We start from the raw sequence: 19,793 nt of genomic DNA, 5'->3' as shown, positions 1-19,793 counted from the left end.
CAAACCTACTCATTTCATTGATTTCTATTAAGCATCAAAATGGTTACAAATCCTTAACAGAAAGAATTTATTGGGAATATGAAATTCATCCTAAATACTAACAGAGTATGTTTATTTCAACCTAGCTAGCCGTTATCTTTAGATTACTGAAAATGCAGGGCTGCCTCTAGTGTCTAAATTCCCTATCTTATTAGTAAATTCCTCCCTAACCCATTCTTTTTTCCTATCCTTCTCTCTATTTTCCAAGCTTTATCTTACGTTTTTCATAACAAAAAAACCATTTCTATTACGAAATGATTTTTTTGATCCATTACTTCTGATTATTATTTCCTCTGTCGTCTTTTTTAATCTTCTCAACCGGAGAATGACCCATCCAGTCTTTTTCTTTCATCTTCTTTTTTCTTCGTCTTTGTGAAACAATTATAGCAACGATGATAAGAACAAGTAATAAAAGTGGGAAACCAAAAAAGGCATAAAGTATATTAAAAAGACCCTCGAAAAAATCTGACATAATGAAACCTCCCCTTAAAAAACGCCATTTAACCCTATACGCTAATCTATACCTCTACTTTTCCCTTTTTCCTACTTTTTAAACGCTAGATTCTAGGCATAGCAAGGAGAATTTCACTGCTTATTTCTTCTCTGGAAGCTTTTCTAAATAATCAATTGCTTCTTGCAAAGAACTTACAGGTACAATCGTAATATCTTCATATCCTTCTTCTTTCACTTTTGCTTTAATTTCTTTTTCATTTGTATCGTAGCTATTGATATCTTTTGGATAGAAGAATATATCTACATCCTCTTTATGTGCTGCTACTATTTTATGTTCAATACCACCAATTTGGCCGACATTTCCGCTTGCATCCATTGTTCCAGTACCAGCCACTTTATACCCCTTCGTTAAATCTCCTTTTTCTATTTGGTTATAAATTTCTAATGAAAACATTAAACCAGCTGATGGTCCACCAATATTTTCACTGTTAATGTCTACCTCAATAGAAGGCTCTATGGTCATATTATTTTCAGGTGAAATTCCTATCCCTACTTGCCCTGTTTTTTTATTTAACTCAATCACTTCAATAGAAGCTTCCTTTTTTTCCTTACCATGCATAAATTCAATGGTAACGTGATCTCCGACTGGCTTATCTTTTAGATAATTAATGAGTTCTTCACTTTCATTAAATGTCTGTCCATCTACTTTCTTTATAACATCTCCAACGTGAATAATGGATTTAGCCTTAGAATTCTCTAATACTTGTGCTACAAAGATGCCATTATAGTGATACTCCACTTTCTTATTCGCTTCTGTTAAACTGGCAATAATAGCATTTTGTTTAGAACTATCCATCATATGTAACAACAGGGAATTATACTCTTCATCTGATAAATTCCCTTTTACGTCTTCTTCTCTCCTAATTTCCGTATTAGGTGCTACCAAACCATATAACCAAATATATGGATTACTTGCCTTAATAGAATAAACGGTTGTTAAATTAAGACTACCTTTTTCTGATTTTTCTCCATCCTGCACAGTAACCTTAGGGGCCAGTTCCTCGATAGATCCTGGTTGATTTAGATAATATGGTGTTGGGATAAACAATAGGATAATTAATACCCCAAAAAGTATGGTTAACCATCTTTTCTTAAAAATGCTTCTTAACGTATTCATATTCACATACTCCTTAGGATCATTTAGCTAATTTCTTTTTCGTTTCTATTATACATTTACCTTGCTTCTATTAAAAAGATATGAATTTCCAATAGAATTTACATGAGAATATACTATGTTCTTAAATAAACCTTATCTAAGGATTTTCTCCTTTATTAAGATTTCTTTTAATAACGCTACCCCTTTTGTTATCTCTTCAGGTGTTAATCCTCCGTAACCCATGACAAACCGATTTGCATGTACACCTTTATGTAAACTATATTCGTCAATAGGATAAATTTTGACTCCTTTTGTTTCTATCACCTTAGCCAATTCCCTATTTATATGGACATCTGGTAATTCTACCACTAAATGCATGCCAGCAGACTTTCCTATAATTCTGGCTTTTTTAAAATATTTTTGAACAGCATGAACAAGTAATTCTCTTTTATCTTTATAAATTTTCCTCATTTTTCTTACATGTTTATCTAGATGGCCTTCTTCAATAAATTGTGCTAATACTAATTGCTCTATTGAAGAGGTATGCCTATCCGTGTACCACTTTGCCTTCTTAAATCTTTCCACTAAATGTTGTGGCAAAATAAGATAGCCTATTCTTAATGCTGGCGAAAGAATTTTACTAAATGTACCTACATATATAACATGATTTGGTGCAATCCCTTGAATAGCAGGAACAGGAGCTCCTTCATAGGTAAATTCACTATCATAATCATCTTCTACTATATAGCTATCCATTCTTTGTACATAATCAATCAATTGTAGCCTTCTTTGGATAGACAATATCCCACCTAATGGATATTGATGAGAAGGTATAACAAAAATACATCCAGGTCGTTCTTTCGGTAAATAAGCTGGATTGATTCCAAACTCATCAACTGCGACTGGAACAAGCGATGCATGAGCAGACGTGAATATATTGCGCATTTCATCTGTGACAGGATCCTCGATTGCAACTGTTTCTCCCTCAGTAATTAGAACATCAGTAATTAATTTTAATGCTTGAGTGGCTCCTGAGGTAATAATGATTTGTTCTGTTTGGCATGAAACTCCTCTAACTCTTTGCAAGTATCTTACTAATACTTCTCTTAATTCCTCCATACCATACGGTTCTGCATAACCAAAAATAGAATCAGAGGCATGTAAGCAAACATCTTTAGTTAACTGCGCCCACTTCTTTCTTGGAAAATACTCAATAGCAGGATTTCCACCTTTAAAATCAATATAATGCCTTTTAACCCGATCTTTACTAGTTAATTGCTCCATTAATTCTTTTTTCTCGTTATAAAGAATAGAAGTTCCTTCAGCAATAAAAGTACCAGATTGGGGTCTTACCTCTAAATATCCTTCTGAAATGAGGCGTTCATAGGCTTCTAGAACAATATTTCTTGAAACCCCTAATTGGCTAGCCAGTTCTCTAGAAGAAAAAATCCTCTCCCCTTCTTTCCATTCTTTTGCCAAAATACTTTTACGAATCTGTTCATAAATTTGTTGAGTAAGAGAAGCAGCAAGCGTGCGATCTACTTTTATAAAAATCACTGTTTTTCCTCCTAACTAAACATCCGACTCTAACTGGTACTATAAAAACAACCATTTTCTGGACCTAGTATATACCAGTATACCATGCTATGATGAAAAAAATGCAAAAAGGATTGGAGAATGCACATGAAAACTATAGGATTAATTGGAGGATTGAGCTGGGAATCTTCTGTTGAATATTATCGTCATCTTAATGTACTAGTTAGGGAACAACTAGGAGGATTACACTCAGCTAAGATACTAATGTATTCTTTTGATTTTGAGGAAATTGTATGCTTACAAAAAAGTGGAGATTGGGAAACCGCAACTCAAAGAATGATTGATGCTGCTCAAACCTTAGAAAAAGGTGGTGCTGATCTCTTGCTAATATGTACGAATACTATGCATAAAATGGCGGATGAAGTACAAGCTTCTGTTTCCATTCCTTTAATTCATATTGCTGATGAAACGGGGAAAGAAATTAAAGCAAGAAACCTGAAAAAAGTTGGCCTCCTTGGAACTAGATTTACTATGGAGCATCCTTTTTATAAAGAGCGTCTACTAGCAATGGGAATAGAAGCAATTGTTCCGAACAAGGAAGACCGAGATATCGTACACAACATTATTTTTGATGAGTTATGTAAAGGAATCCTTTTACCAGAATCTAAAAAAGCTTATTTAGACATTATGAATAAACTAATAGAAGAAGGTGCCGAGGGAATGATTTTAGGATGTACGGAAATTCCTTTATTAATAAAGAAAGAGGATAGTACCATTCCTTTATTCGATACTACTGCTATACATGCAAAGTCAGCCGTAGCTTTTGCGTTAGAAGAAGAAAAAATGGCAGTAGGTATAAAGTAAGAACGAGCAGATATTTCTGCTCGTTCTTCTCTATATATAATAATTAATGACTAAATTCTACATCTTGACTAATTGCTTTTGAAAGAGTAGCAACAATAGAAATATCCTCAAATGATAATCCTAATTGAATAGCCGTCGTTGCTATCTCAGGTCTTATCCCAGAGAGTGTAGTTTTTACTCCAATAAGCTTTAAACCATGAATAAGCTGAAAAATTTGATGTGCAACCATCGTATCTATAATAACAACTCCAGAAAGATCAATAAATAAATGAGAGACCTTCTTTTCTGCACACTGACTTAAAGTATTATCCATAATAGCAGCTGCACGTGCTGTATCAATATCCCCTACTAAAGGTAATAGTGCTCTTGTTTTACTTAATGTAATAACAGGTGAGCTCAATTCATTAATCAACTCCTGCTGAGCTGTAAGCTGATTATAGGAGTGTTGATGAACTTCCTCTGATACTCTCAATATTATTTCATCAAAAAGTTTTACAATCGCTTTGTTCCATTTATCTATTACATCTTGGTCTATTTCATTCTTACTATTCACAAACTCTCCCATTAATAAAATATATTGCTCTCTTGTACGGATAAATTCACGAATAATAAAATGTATAGGTGTATCTAAATGCTTTTGATCTGTAGCAATTCTTACTATCCAGGGTTGGAAATCTTGAAAAAATGCCTCTTCACTTGTTATAAAAATTCTGGCCAAATGATAATGGAATTCATTATTTTGCTTTTTAACATTAGCTATGACCGTAGGATCTTTTGATGCATATACACCCTTTGGATCACTCTTATCCAAACTTACATACCAATCTTCTGTTAATTCATCAGCATGATCAATGAAGTATTGATATATTTCAGTATTTTTTTGCATTTTTCCCACCTCATAATCTCTCTTTCCTCTATCAATACTTTAGGAATATAATTAAAAGTTTAAATGACAATGAGGGAAATTAGCAATTAATATCCATTACTTTTTATTTTAAATGTATTATATTCCCTGAAGGATCTTTGGTAATAATTACATCTTCTTGCTCTTGAAAGTCTATATTCATTGTGGAAAGCCTTGCTTTTATACGTTCTACTGCCTCACTATTTGGTAGCTTAATCGTATAGTACTTTAACCCAATATGCTTCTCTTCTGACGGTGGAGCACCAATTCCATTCCACACATTTAATCCAATATGGTGATGATAGGAGCCTGTTGAAAGGAAATATGCTTGAGATCCGTATTTTTGTACAATCTGAAAGCCTAAGCCTTTTACATAAAAATCAACCGTTTCATTTAAATCAGCAACGTGTAAATGAATATGTCCAAGAATCGTTCCATTTGGTAAACCACTCCATTCTAATCCATTTCCTTCAGCAAGTACTCCATCTGCATCCATCTGGAAAGTTTCCATTTTTACAAAATCGCCTTCCCATTCCCATTCATCTGAATCTCTATCTCGGTATATTTCAATTCCATTTCCATCTGGATCTGCCAAATAGATTGCTTCACTAACATGATGGTCAGAAGCACCTTGTAATGGATAACCACTTGCTAATAAATGATTTAATACCATTCCAAGATATTTTCTAGAAGGAACCAATATAGCAAAATGATAGAGCCCTGTTGTTCTTCTAACCTTTCTTTCCACTTCTGTTAGCTCCTCAAGATGTAGAAACACATTATTGGAACCAGCGCTTAAAGAAGCATGATTATTTTCTTTACCAGCTAATGTAAAGCCGATAATATTTTCATAAAACATAATTGACCTTTCTAAATTACTGACTTTTAATGTCACACTTTCTACATACTCATTTGGATATTCATGAAACCTCATCACATTCTTCCTCCTATCACTTACTTTATGTAAGTAATTATATTTTATATAGTTTATTAAGTAAAGTAACTAAATTATAAAACATAATATTTTTACTTTAAATAATAATTATTGTATACTATTAGTAAGAGGAGTGATGCACATGAACCAATCCACTATTTGTCCAAGGTTTGAAAGAGCCATGGGAATACTTAGCCAGCGATGGACTGGATTGATCATTTATCAATTATTAAATGGTCCTCAGCGTTTTTGTTCCATTGAATCTTCTATTGGGATAAGTGGGAGACTTCTTTCTGAAAGACTAAAGGATTTAGAACAGCAAGGTATTGTAAAGAGAGAGGTATATCCAGAAATACCTGTTCGAATAGAGTATTCTTTAACCGAAAAGGGCCATTCATTAGAACCTTTAATGAAAGAATTGGAAGTCTGGTCTAAAAAATGGTTAACCTTATAGAATTATAGTGAAGAAATTTTTATATAAGTATTAAAAATAGGGAGTTTTGATTTCCCCTCTGGAAATCAAAACTCCCTATTTTCTCTTCTCTCTAAAGGAAGATCTAGTCTTCGTCCTTAATATCTTTATCCTCAGGTATTGGTTCATTCCATACTTCTTCTACATATTTCTTATATTTCTCCATTTGTTTAAAATGTGTTTGAAATTGCTCTTTATTAATTAAATATCCGTTCCCATCATAGAGTGCTCTAATCTGATTTTGATAGATTAATTTCTCTACCTTTTTCTCTGAGATAGAAAGCAAATCTGCTACTTCCTGCACAGTTAAGTACATTTTACCTTCTCCTTTTAAAAAAATTTTGGATTCACGTCAATTACATCATGAATTTATTTCAGCTTAAAAATACATGCCTATAATTTATCTAACATTCCTAATTTAAGGAGAATTATATAAATGAGTTATCTTTCAAATAGCTTATTTTTAGCCTCTCTTTTTATATTTTATCAATCTTTTTTCCAAAAACAAAGAAGCAATAAAATGTAATAGCCCTCATCTTTACCTATACCATACACTGTACACTTTATAATCCAAAACAAGAAAAGGATCATCCTTTTCTTATTTCAAAAGAAGGGACGATCCTTTTTTAACTTTCCTCTATTAAAAATTGACTTTCGTAATCATTTATCCAAAATTCTGCATCCTCTATTTTCATTGGCTTTGCAAAATAATAACCTTGGATAACTAAGCATTGATTAATGGAAGATAGGAATTCTACCTGTTCTTTCTTTTCTACCCCTTCAATAACTATTTTAAGGTGTAGGGAAACTCCTAATGCAATAATTGCTCTTATTATTTCGCTATCTTTTTGGGAATTTGGAACTCCATCAATAAAGGATTTATCAATCTTTAGCGTGTTAACAGGAATCCTTTTTAAATAGGAAAGAGATGATAGACCTGTTCCAAAATCATCTAAAGATACTGATAATCCATATTTTCTAAATGCTTCTACAGATTGGATAGCTGCCTCAATATTATCAACAGCACTTGTTTCTGTCATTTCTAATTCTATTAGCTCTGTAGGAATATTGTATTTATTAATGCACAATCTTAAAGTACGCATTAACTTAGGAGAAGTGACATACGGACCAGGAATATTAATGGCAATAGGGATATGTCTATCACGCATTTGCCACGCAGAGATTTGTTTTGCCACTCTATCAATAATCCAATCAGTAACATCAAACATCTTTTCTGCTTCTTCTAAGATTGGTATGAAATTAGCTGGAGATAACTCCCCATAAATAGGATGCTTCCATCTTAGTAATGCCTCAAATCCACTTATTTCTCGTGTTTCTGCATTTATTTTAGGCTGATACACTAAATAGAAGTTATTTTCATTAATGGCTTCTTCTACATCATTTACAAGCTGATTTGCATATGATTGTCGATGTTTTTCAGGATCATATTTGACTAGCTCATTTTCATAACGAATAGAATAATGAGCAAGAACTGCTAAAGTATTCTCATAGAGTTGCTTCGCTTCTTCTTTCTCTTCACTAGTAGAGTAAGCAACAACTGTATGAATTTTCACCATTTTATCATCAATGGTAATTGGGTTAGATAAAACGGTTGATAGAATTTGAAACTCTCTCAATAAATTCTCCATTTCTTCCTTTGTTCTACTTAAAAAGACGAAACGATTTCCTTCTATCCGAAACATTTCTATTGTACTTGGTTTTAGCTTAGTACATAGGTCCTCAATATAGCATATAAGTTGATCTCCAAAATAATACCCATACATATTATTCCATCTATTCATATCATGTATGTGAATAGCAGCTACTCCATAAAAAGAAGTGGAAGTATCTAAATACTTTTCAAACTGTCTACGGTTTGGCAATTTTGTTAATGCATCATAGTAATTTAATCGATAATCCACATAACGATCTAGCAAACTAGATAAAGAGGACAGTAATAAAAGAATGACAATTCCAATCGTTACGCTAAAGATGATAAAGGACATATCCATATGATGATTATGATGAAGAGATAGTGCATCTGTTGATCTTACATAATACTTTATTGCATGCATTCCAGTGTAATGCATACTTGAGATGGCCAATCCCATTAATAGAGCTGTTAGTATTTTTACTAATATATTATTCATAAATCGCTGAAGTCTTGAAAAAATATAAAGTGAAACAAAGGAAACAACAATGGCAATGAGGATAGAAACGATAAAATAGCCCATATGATATGCATATTCTGCTTCAAGCACCATGGCTTTCATCCCAATATAGTGCATAGAACTAATTCCTATGCCCATAATAATACCTGCCATTGCTACGTCCTTCCCTTTTCTTGCGGTATTACTAGAAATAGAGAATGCTAGAAAGGCAGCTAGTATTGCAGGTAAAACGGATATAAAGGTTAAGAATAAATCATATTTCATCTCTACTGGCAGCATAAATGCACTCATACCAATAAAATGCATTGCCCAAATGCCGAATCCCATCGTAATGGATGCTAATGTAAGCCAAACATAGCGATGAAAAAAACTATTATAGACAATTCTTTCATTTAATGAAAGAGAAGTAAATGAAGCTAAACAGGCTATTACAATGGACAAAAGGACAATGGGAACGGAATATTCTCCTTGGATATAAATGACTTGATCTGGATTAGGTAGTGTAAAAATAAGAATTCTCCTCTTGCTGACGTATTTTCTTTTGGCTTCCTCCATTGTTCCTAATTACTTCTTCTTTATAAAAAAGGACTTTTTTCCTAGTTCTATATATTGAATATAAAGGATTCTTTGTGTTTACACAATCATTAATTGTCGCTTTTTGTCGTCCATTTTCTTCCACAATTTTCTGATAATCACACAAATCTGTTTTGATAGATGAGAAACTGATCTTTACTACCAAACTCCAGCTCTCCTACTTTTTGAAATAAAGAATGGTTATTCATTAAGTATTGGTATTCTTCAGAGGGGAAGTAAAGAACAATGGTAATTAATCGTTGCTTCTGATCTAAGGAGAGTAAAACATTATCTAGTATTTTTCTAAATATATGAATAGAAAAGGGATTGAAAAAATAAAAATAATTGTCTTGTTGCTTAATGGTATACTCTTCTGCTTTCCCATGATAAAAATGTATTTTCTCTCTACACTTTCCATGTCGTTTCGCGTACTGTTCTAAGTTTTGTAATGCTTGAAGATAAAAATCCTCATTCAGCTCAATACCTGTAACACTAGCCTTAGTGAAATGATGAAGAAAAAAATTCAATCTTCCTTTTCCACAACCAAAGTCAACAACATAGTCGGATGGTTGAAGTGGAACAGCATGTATCAGTTTTTCCAGATACTCATAAGGTGTTGGCTCATAGCGATGATACTCATACGACTTATTAAAACCTAATTGTATTTTTTCTGTCTCTATTTGAAAAAAATGATCAAAATGCATTTTCTATCAGCTCCACTTTAACTTTATCGGTAAATCTGTCTTAATTTGTACTTTCTTAATAAAATATTAAAGAATTATTGATAATTTTGTCATCATTTATTTATATTTATTGGTTATTATTAAGACATATTCATCATAAAGCTTTTTTCAAGTCCCCCCTTGAAAAATAGATATGGCAGAGGATGTCCTTAGTGGCATCCTCCTTTTTTTTGTACGTTTATATTTTTTTATTCTCCGCTTTAAGTGTAAATCCATTAAATATTTTCCCCATAATGTACCATATTTTAAAATGAACGCAAAAAAGACTCTGAAATCTCAGAGTCTTTTTTAGTGGAAGTATGTATAAAGATTAATTTAATACTTTCACTCTTACTGTTTTTCTTCCCCAAGCTAATGCATGACTACTTGATGGCATTAATACATCTATTTTATGGCCTTTAATCGCACCACCAGTATCCCCAGCTATCGCTTCTCCATATCCTTCTACCCAAACTTTTGAGCCTAATGGAATAACTCTAGGATCTACTGCGATTAATTTCATCGTATTGTTTTCTTTTATATTATAACCTAGTGCTGTGAAATCAGACTTGGTATCCTCATGGCTATATGCTGTAGCTGTTACATACATGTATTCTCCAGATGCTTGATTACTCTCACTACTAGAAGAAGAGTCTGTAGAAACATTTACTACATTAGGTGTAGTCGCTTCTTTAGCTGCAACTGCTTGTGCTTGTTCTTCTTTTATTGCTGCCTCTGCATTACTAATTTGACTTAATACTGCATTCTTTTGGCTCTCAGCAAGTTCTACTTCCTCTGAAATAGCAGCAAATTTTTGCTGTACTTCATTTACTTTACTTTGTCTTTTTGCAAGATTTTCTTGCAAATCATTTTGTGTTGCCGCAAGTTGATCATACTGACCAGTTAATTCTGTTTCTTTCTGATCAATTGCTTTTTTCTCTTTTTCTATTTGATCTAAATCTGCCTGTTGTTGTTCTAATATATCTTTATCACCATCAAACAACATAGTAATAGCTGTAGCTCTACTAATAAAGTCTCCAAAATCCTTCGCGTTTAGTAGTACTTCTATCACCATATTTGTTGAATCTGTTTTTTGCAAGGATACAAGACGCTCTTTCATTACATCTTTACGAGCCAATACCTTATCTTCTAAAACAACAATTTCTTCTTTTTTCTGTTCAATTTGTTGTTTTGTTTCTGTTATTTTCGCTTGAAGATCAGCAATTTTTTCTTTATTTCGATTCATCTCTGTTTCAACTGTATTCAATTCAGTTTGAACAGCTTCAAGTTCTTTCGAAATAGATTGCTTTTCTTCTTCTTTTTCGTTAATTAGATTCTCACTCTGATCTAATTGACTTTTTGCTTTATTAAGTGTTTCTTGACTCGTCTCTGCGTGAACCATGATAGATGATGTCATAAATAGGACACCACTTAATGAAATGGCCATGATTTTTTTTAAGGAACTCATCTTAAAACCCCTTTCTCTATCTGTTATAACACAAGAAAGGGGCTTATAAATTACGATTCTATTAAAATAGTAAGACATTTAATTTAAAAATAGTTTACAAGCTAGCAAGCAAAAATAGATTTTTTTCATGAGAGAGTAAGGATACTCCTATTTATCCACACGTGTAATCTTTGTAATAAATCTATTAATTACTAATTTTTATCTTTTTCAGTTATGGATTTTATATCCATCATTAACCTAATCATATCTACACATGGAATTCCATTTTCAAAGATTGGTTCTTGATAATGTCGAAGGAAAAAATCCTTATCAACATATGTTATACGAAAACCACATTTTTGATATAGAGCTAATTGATTGATGCTACTGTTTCCAGTTCCAACCTCTATGGTTTTATAACCTAAATCTTTTGCTGTTTCTATGGCATGTAAGACTAATTTTTTTCCTATCCCCATGCCTTGCTTTCTTTCTTCTACTGCAATATTAACTAACTCTATTGTTTCTGGACGTGTTGGTAGAAGTACATAAACACCTACGATTTGATCTTGTTCTTTCGCAACATTGCATATTCCTCTTTTTATATACTCCATCACTAGCGTTTCTGAAGGATCTGCTGTTAACAATAAGCACAATGGAAATTCATCTTTATTACTTAAAGCTTTGATATCTATTATGCTCACATCCCTTTATTATTGATTAAACTTTTTTTCTGATAGAATAAATCTAATAGACACCCGATAAATATCCCTGTTGTATATCGAATAAGATCAACTAATAGAAAACCTTTCCCTAATACAAGTGCGCCTAACGTTGTCGACCGCAATGTTTGAATCCATTCTGCTTGATAAGTTTGACTAAACTCTATTCCAAAACTAAATAGAATACTACCTATTAGTGCAAAATTAGGGCTTCTTTTAGGGAAGAGAAATCGAAAGCCAAAATAAATCATCATTGCCCATAAGGCATCACCTGCGTTATCAGATATGAAAAGAGGAAGATTAGAAGCATATCTTCTAGAGGCTAAGCCTAGGAACATAATGATGAATATAGCGATTAAATAGATGAACCTTTTCTTCGTTCTATGTATAGTCAACTTGACACCTACTTTTTTTCCGAAAAACAGAATTAACTCCCTAGATTTTAGAGGTTTTAGTATCCTTTTTTTCTTAGTAAGAATAAAAGGAATAATGCATTTAAACCTTTAGCATTATTCCTGTATTGATCAACCAAAGAATAAATCTAATATATTTGAACCAGCCGAAGTTTCTTTATTATAGAACTCTGAATATCCACATTTCTTACAGAAAACAACTGTGAATGTATTGTGTTGCATATCAAAAAGCTTCGAAAGTCCTGTTCCTGTCATTGCTACATCTTTCGTTCCTACATTCGTTCCACCGCATTTTATACAGCCTTTACTTTCCACTATTGAGCATCTCCTTTTATAATGAAATGTTTCTGTATACATGTATACGGATATAGGATTCCTTTTGTTTCACATATGCACGAATTTTTTGAAATGACATAATTCTAGAAAAGCTGCTCCCTTACATCTCTTCTTCCTTCGTATATTGTTCGATAAGCCGTTTTGGAACGTCTGTCGTTTTCTTTATGTTTAGATCGTAAAATAAACCAGATTGCTTTCCTATACAGTGTGTATAATCTGCAGTAACAATTTCAAACTCCATTTCCCATTTCTTGTCCCCTAAATAAGTAACCCAGCATCGTCCAACTGGTTTATCAAAAATCGTTAAATATTTCTGATATTGACATTCTGTTTGTATTAAAATGGGAGATATCTTTAAGGAGAACATTTCATCAAACGGGTAAAACTTGTCTAAAAATGCCATACGTAAATCCTCAAACCATCTAACATAGACAATATTGCTCACTATCCCCATGACATCTATATCATAGCCATTAATCTTTAATTCCTCTTCCATTAACATTCTTCTTTGTTTCATTGAATAATCCTCCTTATTAATAACTCATATATGTTATTCAAAGAAATCAGTAAGGTTGATAAAATGGTTATTAGCTCTATTTATTACCCCTCTAGGATAAGAAAAAAGGTTCTGCTAGTATGATTAAACTAGCAGAACCTTTTCTATTTATAAGGTAAATTTATTAACAAGCTTTTTCAGTTCCTCTGCTTGCTTTGCTAGATGCTCTGAGCTTCCAGCAATTTCTTCCATCGATCCACTTGCTTGTTGAGCAGAAGCTGCCGTTTGTTCTATACCTGCTGCAGACTCTTCTGAAACAGCAGCTACCTCTCCTATGGAATGATTCATTTCTTTACTGTTAGAGGCAATTTCGGCTAGAGAGTCTGAAACAGCCGTTATATTTTGAACCATTTCTTTTACTGCCTGACTTATTTCATCAAATGTCATACCTGTTTCTTCAATTTGGTTTGTACCTTGCTTGACTTCACTGTACCCATCTTTTAAAGAACTCACAACGATATCTGATTCTGTTTGAATATTAGCTACAATACTAGTTATATCATTAACAGATATGGAAACTTGCTCAGATAGTTTTTTTACTTCTCCCGCAACTACTGCAAAGCCTTTTCCTTGTTCTCCTGCTCTTGCAGCTTCAATGGCAGCATTTAAAGCTAGAAGATTCGTTTGTTCTGATATATCTTTAATAACAGAAACCAATTTAGAAATTTCTTGCGTTTGTTGATTTAATCTTTGCATTTTTTCCATAGAATCTTTCACTATGGAATTAATACTTTTCATTTGTTGAGTTGATGTGTGCATAAATTGACTTCCTTTATTGGTCAATTCAAGTACCTTATCTGAATTCACTTGTATTTTCACACCATTTTCATTGGCTTCGTTCACTTTGTGAGAGAAAGTATCCATATAGGTCGTTAATTCACTCGTATGACTCGCTTGAGTTCCTGCACCTGTTGCAAGCTCATCCATCGTTGTAGCAATTTGTTCTACCCCTATCTTCACTTCACTAGCTCCTTGGGTCAATTCTTCACTTTGTCCCAATACGTTTTCTGAAACAGCATTTATTTTCATTAATAATGCTCTTGTGTTACTAGACATTTCATTTGAAGCAAGAACTAATTGACCAATTTCATCCTGAGATTTCATCTCCAAGGATGCTTGACTCAGATCACCTGCAGCAATAGTCTTCATTCTATCTCTAACTGCCATAATAGGTTTCGAAATTTTACTAGCAGTTATAATTGCTATCGTTAAACCTATTAAAAGTACAATAATAGATACAACAGTATATACTACTAACGCAGTATTACCATATGACTGAATCTCTTCTCCAATATTAGAAATCTCTGATTCTCTATTTGCTGCCAATTCTTTAAAACCTTTCAAAATTTCACTCTCTAATGGCAATACTTCTGTTTCCATAATCCGCATTGCTTCATCTCGGTTTCCTGCATCATATTGTTCAAATACAGAATTTGTTGCTTGTCCCCATTCTATTTTCCTATTTACAAGCTCTTGTGCTTTTTCAGAATCACTTAATTTCAATATCTCATTTTCCAATGCAATACTTTCTTCTATAAAACTATCAAATTCTTCTTTAAAGCTGGGATCTCCATAAAGTAAGTATCCACGAAGTAATGATGTTCTCTCCGTCATATTTATGGTCATTTTTTCATCAACTATTAAAAGTGGAATTTGATCTTCTATCAGTTTATTAGAATTTGTATTAATGCCCTTTATAGCATAAAAATTGTAAACACCTAATAATACAACAATGAACAAAACTAACGAAAAACTAAACAAAAGCTTCTTTCTAATACTGTTTAAACGTAATAAATTCTTCTTCATTCCCTAATCTCCTTACATTCTCAAAATGTGAGAATCCCCCAATACTCACGTGTCCTTCTTTTCTACAACCCAAACTATGTATGATTGGCCGAAACCACTCGGTAGTTATATCGACTAATTAAACTAGATGTATATATACATTTGGATTATTTTTCTAAAAAAAATGATCATATAGTGATAGATACAGACTTACTTTATAAAGGAATGCGTCATTCCATGTAGAATACTATTTAGACTAAATAATATTGTCAGGAGATAGAAATGAAAAATAATTTTCCAAACTTAGAAACAGATCGTTTATGTTTAAGAAAGGTTACTCCAGATGATGCAAAAGATGTTTATGCATACTTATCAGACATAGAGGTAGTAAAGCACATGGGATTAGATCCATACCTTTCACCCGAACATGTCCTAGAGGAGATTAACTGGTATCAATCCATATTTGAGGAAACTACTGGTATACGATGGGGGATTACTTTAAAAAACTCCAATACTGTAATCGGTAGTTGCGGATTCTTAAATTGGAAACAGAAGCATTATAAAGCAGAAATTGGATATGAACTAAGCAAAACACATTGGGGGCAAGGAATTGCTGGAGAGGCATTAGAAGCAGTAATCAAGTACGGATTTAACCACCTAAACTTAGAGCGTATAGAAGCATTAATTGAACCATTAAATATCTCTTCTCAAAAATTGGTAGAGAAAAAAGGATTCACACGAGAAGGTTTATTAAGACATTATGAGTTCACGAGTGGAAAATTTGATGACCTTTATATGTACTCTATTTTGAAAGGAGATTTGTTCAAGGAGAAATAAGCGTTTTACCTATAGGTTTTTTTGCCTTTCTTGCATGAATGAAAATAACTACCGTTCTGAGGTGATGTCTTTTGATTTTATTTTCTCTCTTTGTTGTGAACAAGCTCTGCTTGTAACATTTTTTTGTATGATATTTATAAATAGAAAATAAATCGAATAGAAAGGTAAGGTAGACCAAATGATGATACCCATGGTTTTAGGTTTGTTAGTAGGCATAGTCTTTGTAGTAGTTACCAACAAACTTAAAAAATTCAACAAATCATTTATTCCAATCATTCCAGGATTAATTTTAATCCTAGCTGGGATAAGTTCACTCTACTTAGCTATTGTTGTGATTAGAGGATTTGGAGGAGCTGCAAACCTATTCTTATCCGTGCCGCTTTTTCTATTCGGAATAGTCTGCTTATTTAGTTCAAAAAACAAATCCCTTCAAGAATGATAGGGATTTGTTTTTTCTTTATTTAATATAATTATACCTTAGAGCTTTTTAAGTAAAAGTCTATATAAAACTTCTAAAAGGATTAACCCATAAAATATGCTTTAATAAGCTTCTTTTACACTTTCAACGTCAATCTAGCAACTGCCTCCACATGCATTGTTTGAGGAAACATATCCACAGGCTGAACTTCTTCTGTAAGATATCCACCATCTTCTAAAATGCGAAGATCTCGAGCTAAAGTAGCAGGATTACATGAAACATACACCACTTTTTTCGGCTTCATATCAATGATAGTCTGTAAAAGGGCCTCATCGCAGCCCTTTCTAGGCGGATCTACCATTAAAACATCAGCTTCATTTCCTTCTTTATACCAGTTGGGGATAACTATTTCTGCCTCTCCAACAGCGAAATCCACATTGTGGATATCATTTAATAGAGCATTTTTTCTAGCATCCTCAATTGCCTGTGGAACAATTTCTACACCAAAAACCTGACTAGCATTTTTGGCTAAGAAGAGTGAAATAGTACCAATTCCACAGTAAGCATCAATTACTTTTTCATGCCCCTCTAATCTTGCATACTCTAAAGCCTTGTCATATAAGACTTTTGTTTGCTCTGGATTCACTTGATAAAAAGAGCGAGCAGAAATAGCGAACTTAACATCCCCTATATAATCAGTGATTGTTTCTTCTCCCCATAAAACTTTCGTAGTGTCTCCCATGATTACATTTGTTTTTTTGTTATTCACATTGTGGATAATTGATTTTAAATTCGGAATATTATCCACTATTTCTTCCACAATTGCACATTTATTGGGGATATCTTGTGTACGAGTTATAAGCACAACCATTATTTCACCAGTAACTTGTCCACGTCTTACCATAATATGACGCAGTTCACCTTTATGGCGAGCTTCATCATATGCTTTGATCCCATACTTATTACAGATATCTTTCACTTTATTCACAACATCATCGTTTTCCTCTTGTTGAATTAAACATTGGTCCATGTTAATAATTTGGTGTGAACGCTGTTGATAAAAGCCTCCAATTAGTCCGCCTTCTTGCTCACCAATTGGAACTTGCGCTTTATTGCGATAGCGCCAAGGTTCACTCATGCCAAGTGTAGGATGAACAGTTGTGTTAATTTTTCCAATACGCTCTAAAACATCCTTTACATGTTTATGCTTCATTTGAAGCTGTCCCTCATAACTGAGGTGCTGTAATTGACAACCTCCACATTCCTTATAAATAGGACAAGGTGCTTCCACACGAAACGGACTTTTCTCTTGAATTTCCATTAAACGGCCAAAACCAAAGTTTTTATTTGTCTTTACTACTTTTACTTTTGCTTTTTCACCAGGAAGGCCATTGGGGATAAAAAGTGGATAACCCTCTACTTTCGCAACACCTGAACCATCATGGGTTAAATCTTCAAATACTATATCTATTATATCGTTCTTCTGAACGGGTAAAGTTCTACTCATCATCGTCTTCCTTTACATCAATTTTTCGGAAAGAGTGAAACAGTGGTTATTGTATCATATTATAGAGGATGCTAAAAGCTGAGGTTTTTAGGTAATCCATTTCATAGGTGTTACATTGCTATAAATTATTTTGTGAGGGAGAAAATTTAGGAATTTTTGTCTTTCTTTGTTTTTCCTATTCATCACCACTTGAGCTTTGGGATCCCTTCTCTTGTAAATCAAAAGGTAATCATGTACAGCTTTGAGCGTTTAAAATGGAAATCTCTTTTTGTACAATTTCTTCGATCGTTCATTTTCCTTATGGACGATCCTTTTTGTAGATGACTCCTGTCTTGATCTTACAAAATCACTGTGAGGAGTCTTCTACGAACCACTCTTCTTTGATTTTGTTGCTTTTGTGGTTCTTCTACCTCTTCTTGGTACCATTCTTCTTCGTTTTTTATCCTTTTCTGGTTCTTAGACCTCTTCTTGGAACTATTCTTCTTCGTGTTTTATTCTTTTCTGGTTCTTAGGCCTCTTCTTGGTACCATTCTTCTTCCCTTTCTATCCTTTTCTGGTTCTTTGGCCTCTTCTTGGTACCATTCTTCTCCGTTTTTTATCCTTTTCTGGTTCTTTGGCCTCTTCTTGGTACCATTCTTCTTCGTTTTTTATCCTTTTCTGGTTCTTAGAGCTCTTCTTGGAACTATTCTTCTTCGTGTTTTATTCTTTTCTGGTTCTTAGGCCTCTTCTTGGTACCATTCTTCTTCCCTTTCTATCCTTTTCTGGTTCTTAGAACTCTTCTTGGTACCATTCTTCTTCCCTTTTTATCCTTTTGTGGTTCTTAGGCATCTTCCTTTGTCCCTCTTTTCCAAAACAAAAACAAAAAGTGAGAGGGATACTTCTTCTCCCACTCACTCTGCTGATTCTACTTCTTTATTTGTTTCCAATCGGTCGGGTCTGTCTTCGTCTCTAATTTCAGCAAGTGGTACAAATAAATCAAAATGACGATATAAGTTAATGAATTCTGCTGGTAATAATCCACCGAATTCTCCATCTAGATTTAATTGTACTTTATCATCTGACATTACTTTAATGTGGTTAGCATTTGTATAAATAACACTCGGATCATTTATATGCTCTCCTCTAAGAGCTAGAGATGCGATTCGAATAAAATCTGCTAAATTTGCTTTTTTTAATATCAGTAAAGAAAATAAACCATCATTTATGGAAGCACCTGGAGCTAGTTTCTCGAATCCTCCGACTGAATTTGTTAAACCTACTAGGAATAACATGGCTTCTCCTTCAAATAACTTGCCATCATATTCAATCTTTACATGAGTTGCTTTTAAGAATGGCAACATTTCTATTCCTTTTAAATAATAAGCTAACTGACCTAACATAGTTTTTAACTTACTTGGAACCTCATATGATATTTCTGTCATATGGCCTCCACCGCTTATATTGATGAAATATTTATCATTCATTCTACCAATATCGATTGGAATAGTTTCCCCTTTAGCTATAATTTCGACAGCTGCCATAATATCTCTAGGAATATGAACAGCCCTCGCAAAATCATTGGTTGTCCCAACAGGTATTACCCCTAATTTTGGACGGTATTCTTGTTCTGCCATGCCATTCACTACTTCATTAATCGTGCCATCGCCACCAGCAGCAATAACTAAGTCAAATTTTCTCTCTACTGCCACTCTTGCAGCATACGTTGCATCTTCAGGACCAGTAGTAGCATGACAGGAGGTTTCATATCCTGCTTCTTCTAATCTTTTTAATACATCTGGTAAATGTTTTTTAAAGGCTTCACGGCCAGAGGTAGGATTATAAATAATTCTTGCCCTTTTCATTTTCATCATCCTAAATTCTAAATTTCATATTTTTCCATAACCATTAACATCATATACGATAGCTTCTTCTTAATCAATATTTTACCCTTTGGTAAGAAAGCTTTATTTTG

The 19,793-nt window shown here is 33.3% G+C and carries 20 protein-coding genes; 4 read left to right on the top strand and 16 right to left on the bottom strand.

What is annotated here, in order from left to right; genetic code table 11:
* Nucleotides 1-310: 310 nt before the first annotated feature.
* The 3 genes from F9279_RS02320 to F9279_RS02310 all read right to left on the bottom strand — a co-directional run bounded on the left by F9279_RS02320 (nucleotide 311) and on the right by F9279_RS02310 (nucleotide 3,205).
* On the bottom strand, nucleotides 311-511 hold the full coding sequence (locus F9279_RS02320; RefSeq protein ID WP_152111031.1) for a hypothetical protein: 201 nt from the start codon (nucleotides 509-511) through the stop codon (nucleotides 311-313).
* Between the two features lie 120 nt (nucleotides 512-631).
* Entirely contained in the window at nucleotides 632-1,669 is a 1,038-nt protein-coding gene (locus tag F9279_RS02315; RefSeq protein ID WP_152111030.1) for a SepM family pheromone-processing serine protease, read from the bottom strand.
* Between the two features lie 132 nt (nucleotides 1,670-1,801).
* Nucleotides 1,802-3,205: a PLP-dependent aminotransferase family protein gene (locus F9279_RS02310; protein WP_152111029.1), complete on the bottom strand. Its 1,404-nt coding sequence runs from the start codon at nucleotides 3,203-3,205 to the stop codon at nucleotides 1,802-1,804.
* Between the two features lie 126 nt (nucleotides 3,206-3,331).
* On the opposite strand from F9279_RS02310, the gene F9279_RS02305 reads away from it, so the two are divergent.
* The gene (locus F9279_RS02305) at nucleotides 3,332-4,048 is read left to right on the top strand and encodes an aspartate/glutamate racemase family protein (protein ID WP_152111028.1); all 717 of its coding nucleotides are present in this window, start codon (nucleotides 3,332-3,334) and stop codon (nucleotides 4,046-4,048) included.
* A 43-nt stretch (nucleotides 4,049-4,091) separates the two neighbouring features.
* On the opposite strand, the gene F9279_RS02300 is transcribed toward F9279_RS02305, so the two are convergent.
* Both F9279_RS02300 and F9279_RS02295 read right to left on the bottom strand, forming a co-directional pair.
* Nucleotides 4,092-4,934: an STAS domain-containing protein gene (locus F9279_RS02300; protein WP_152111027.1), complete on the bottom strand. Its 843-nt coding sequence runs from the start codon at nucleotides 4,932-4,934 to the stop codon at nucleotides 4,092-4,094.
* 103 nt (nucleotides 4,935-5,037) lie between these two features.
* On the bottom strand, nucleotides 5,038-5,886 hold the full coding sequence (locus F9279_RS02295) for a VOC family protein (protein WP_152111026.1): 849 nt from the start codon (nucleotides 5,884-5,886) through the stop codon (nucleotides 5,038-5,040).
* 142 nt (nucleotides 5,887-6,028) lie between these two features.
* Here F9279_RS02295 and F9279_RS02290 point away from each other — a divergent pair, with 142 nt between their 5' ends.
* Nucleotides 6,029-6,340 (top strand): winged helix-turn-helix transcriptional regulator, encoded by a 312-nt coding sequence (locus tag F9279_RS02290; RefSeq protein WP_152111025.1) that lies wholly within the window; start codon nucleotides 6,029-6,031, stop codon nucleotides 6,338-6,340.
* A 103-nt stretch (nucleotides 6,341-6,443) separates the two neighbouring features.
* Here the strand turns inward: F9279_RS02290 and F9279_RS02285 are convergent, their stop codons facing one another.
* From F9279_RS02285 to F9279_RS02245, 9 genes are all read right to left on the bottom strand, one after another.
* The gene (locus F9279_RS02285) at nucleotides 6,444-6,674 is read right to left on the bottom strand and encodes an excisionase family DNA-binding protein (protein WP_152111024.1); all 231 of its coding nucleotides are present in this window, start codon (nucleotides 6,672-6,674) and stop codon (nucleotides 6,444-6,446) included.
* 310 nt (nucleotides 6,675-6,984) lie between these two features.
* A complete protein-coding gene (locus F9279_RS02280) occupies nucleotides 6,985-9,084 on the bottom strand; it encodes a putative bifunctional diguanylate cyclase/phosphodiesterase (RefSeq protein ID WP_152111023.1) in 2,100 nt (699 codons plus the stop codon).
* A gap of 137 nt (nucleotides 9,085-9,221) precedes the next feature.
* Nucleotides 9,222-9,806, bottom strand: a complete 585-nt coding sequence (locus F9279_RS02275) for a class I SAM-dependent methyltransferase (protein ID WP_152111022.1) — start codon at nucleotides 9,804-9,806, stop codon at nucleotides 9,222-9,224.
* 349 nt (nucleotides 9,807-10,155) lie between these two features.
* Complete coding sequence (locus tag F9279_RS02270; RefSeq protein ID WP_152111021.1) at nucleotides 10,156-11,292, bottom strand: 3D domain-containing protein; 1,137 nt, start codon at nucleotides 11,290-11,292, stop codon at nucleotides 10,156-10,158.
* Nucleotides 11,293-11,483: 191 nt separating this feature from the next.
* Nucleotides 11,484-11,963 carry a GNAT family N-acetyltransferase gene (locus F9279_RS02265; RefSeq protein ID WP_152111383.1) on the bottom strand — a complete coding sequence of 160 codons (480 nt, stop codon included), beginning with the start codon at nucleotides 11,961-11,963 and terminating at the stop codon, nucleotides 11,484-11,486.
* Between the two features lie 5 nt (nucleotides 11,964-11,968).
* Nucleotides 11,969-12,385 carry a DUF2809 domain-containing protein gene (locus F9279_RS02260; protein ID WP_226793127.1) on the bottom strand — a complete coding sequence of 139 codons (417 nt, stop codon included), beginning with the start codon at nucleotides 12,383-12,385 and terminating at the stop codon, nucleotides 11,969-11,971.
* Nucleotides 12,386-12,514: 129 nt separating this feature from the next.
* Nucleotides 12,515-12,718, bottom strand: coding sequence for a zinc ribbon domain-containing protein (locus tag F9279_RS02255; protein WP_152111020.1), 204 nt, complete (start codon nucleotides 12,716-12,718; stop codon nucleotides 12,515-12,517).
* A 121-nt stretch (nucleotides 12,719-12,839) separates the two neighbouring features.
* Nucleotides 12,840-13,256: an acyl-CoA thioesterase gene (locus F9279_RS02250; protein ID WP_152111019.1), complete on the bottom strand. Its 417-nt coding sequence runs from the start codon at nucleotides 13,254-13,256 to the stop codon at nucleotides 12,840-12,842.
* 147 nt (nucleotides 13,257-13,403) lie between these two features.
* Nucleotides 13,404-15,101, bottom strand: coding sequence for a methyl-accepting chemotaxis protein (locus F9279_RS02245; protein ID WP_152111018.1), 1,698 nt, complete (start codon nucleotides 15,099-15,101; stop codon nucleotides 13,404-13,406).
* 261 nt (nucleotides 15,102-15,362) lie between these two features.
* Here F9279_RS02245 and F9279_RS02240 point away from each other — a divergent pair, with 261 nt between their 5' ends.
* Together F9279_RS02240 and F9279_RS02235 are read left to right on the top strand one after the other, a co-directional pair.
* A complete protein-coding gene (locus F9279_RS02240) occupies nucleotides 15,363-15,917 on the top strand; it encodes a GNAT family N-acetyltransferase (RefSeq protein WP_152111017.1) in 555 nt (184 codons plus the stop codon).
* Between the two features lie 178 nt (nucleotides 15,918-16,095).
* The gene (locus tag F9279_RS02235; protein WP_152111016.1) at nucleotides 16,096-16,356 is read left to right on the top strand and encodes a hypothetical protein; all 261 of its coding nucleotides are present in this window, start codon (nucleotides 16,096-16,098) and stop codon (nucleotides 16,354-16,356) included.
* Nucleotides 16,357-16,471: 115 nt separating this feature from the next.
* Here F9279_RS02235 and rlmD read toward each other — a convergent pair whose 3' ends face one another.
* Together rlmD and F9279_RS02225 are read right to left on the bottom strand one after the other, a co-directional pair.
* A complete protein-coding gene (rlmD, locus tag F9279_RS02230) occupies nucleotides 16,472-17,842 on the bottom strand; it encodes a 23S rRNA (uracil(1939)-C(5))-methyltransferase RlmD (protein WP_152111381.1) in 1,371 nt (456 codons plus the stop codon).
* A gap of 890 nt (nucleotides 17,843-18,732) precedes the next feature.
* Nucleotides 18,733-19,683, bottom strand: a complete 951-nt coding sequence (locus tag F9279_RS02225) for a diacylglycerol kinase (RefSeq protein WP_152111015.1) — start codon at nucleotides 19,681-19,683, stop codon at nucleotides 18,733-18,735.
* Nucleotides 19,684-19,793 lie beyond the last annotated feature (110 nt).

The organism is Bacillus sp. B1-b2 (assembly GCF_009183415.1).
Lineage (GTDB): Bacteria > Bacillota > Bacilli > Bacillales > Cytobacillaceae > Niallia.
Note: the sequence above shows the minus strand (reverse complement) of the source record. Positions and strands in the feature narration are given on the sequence as shown.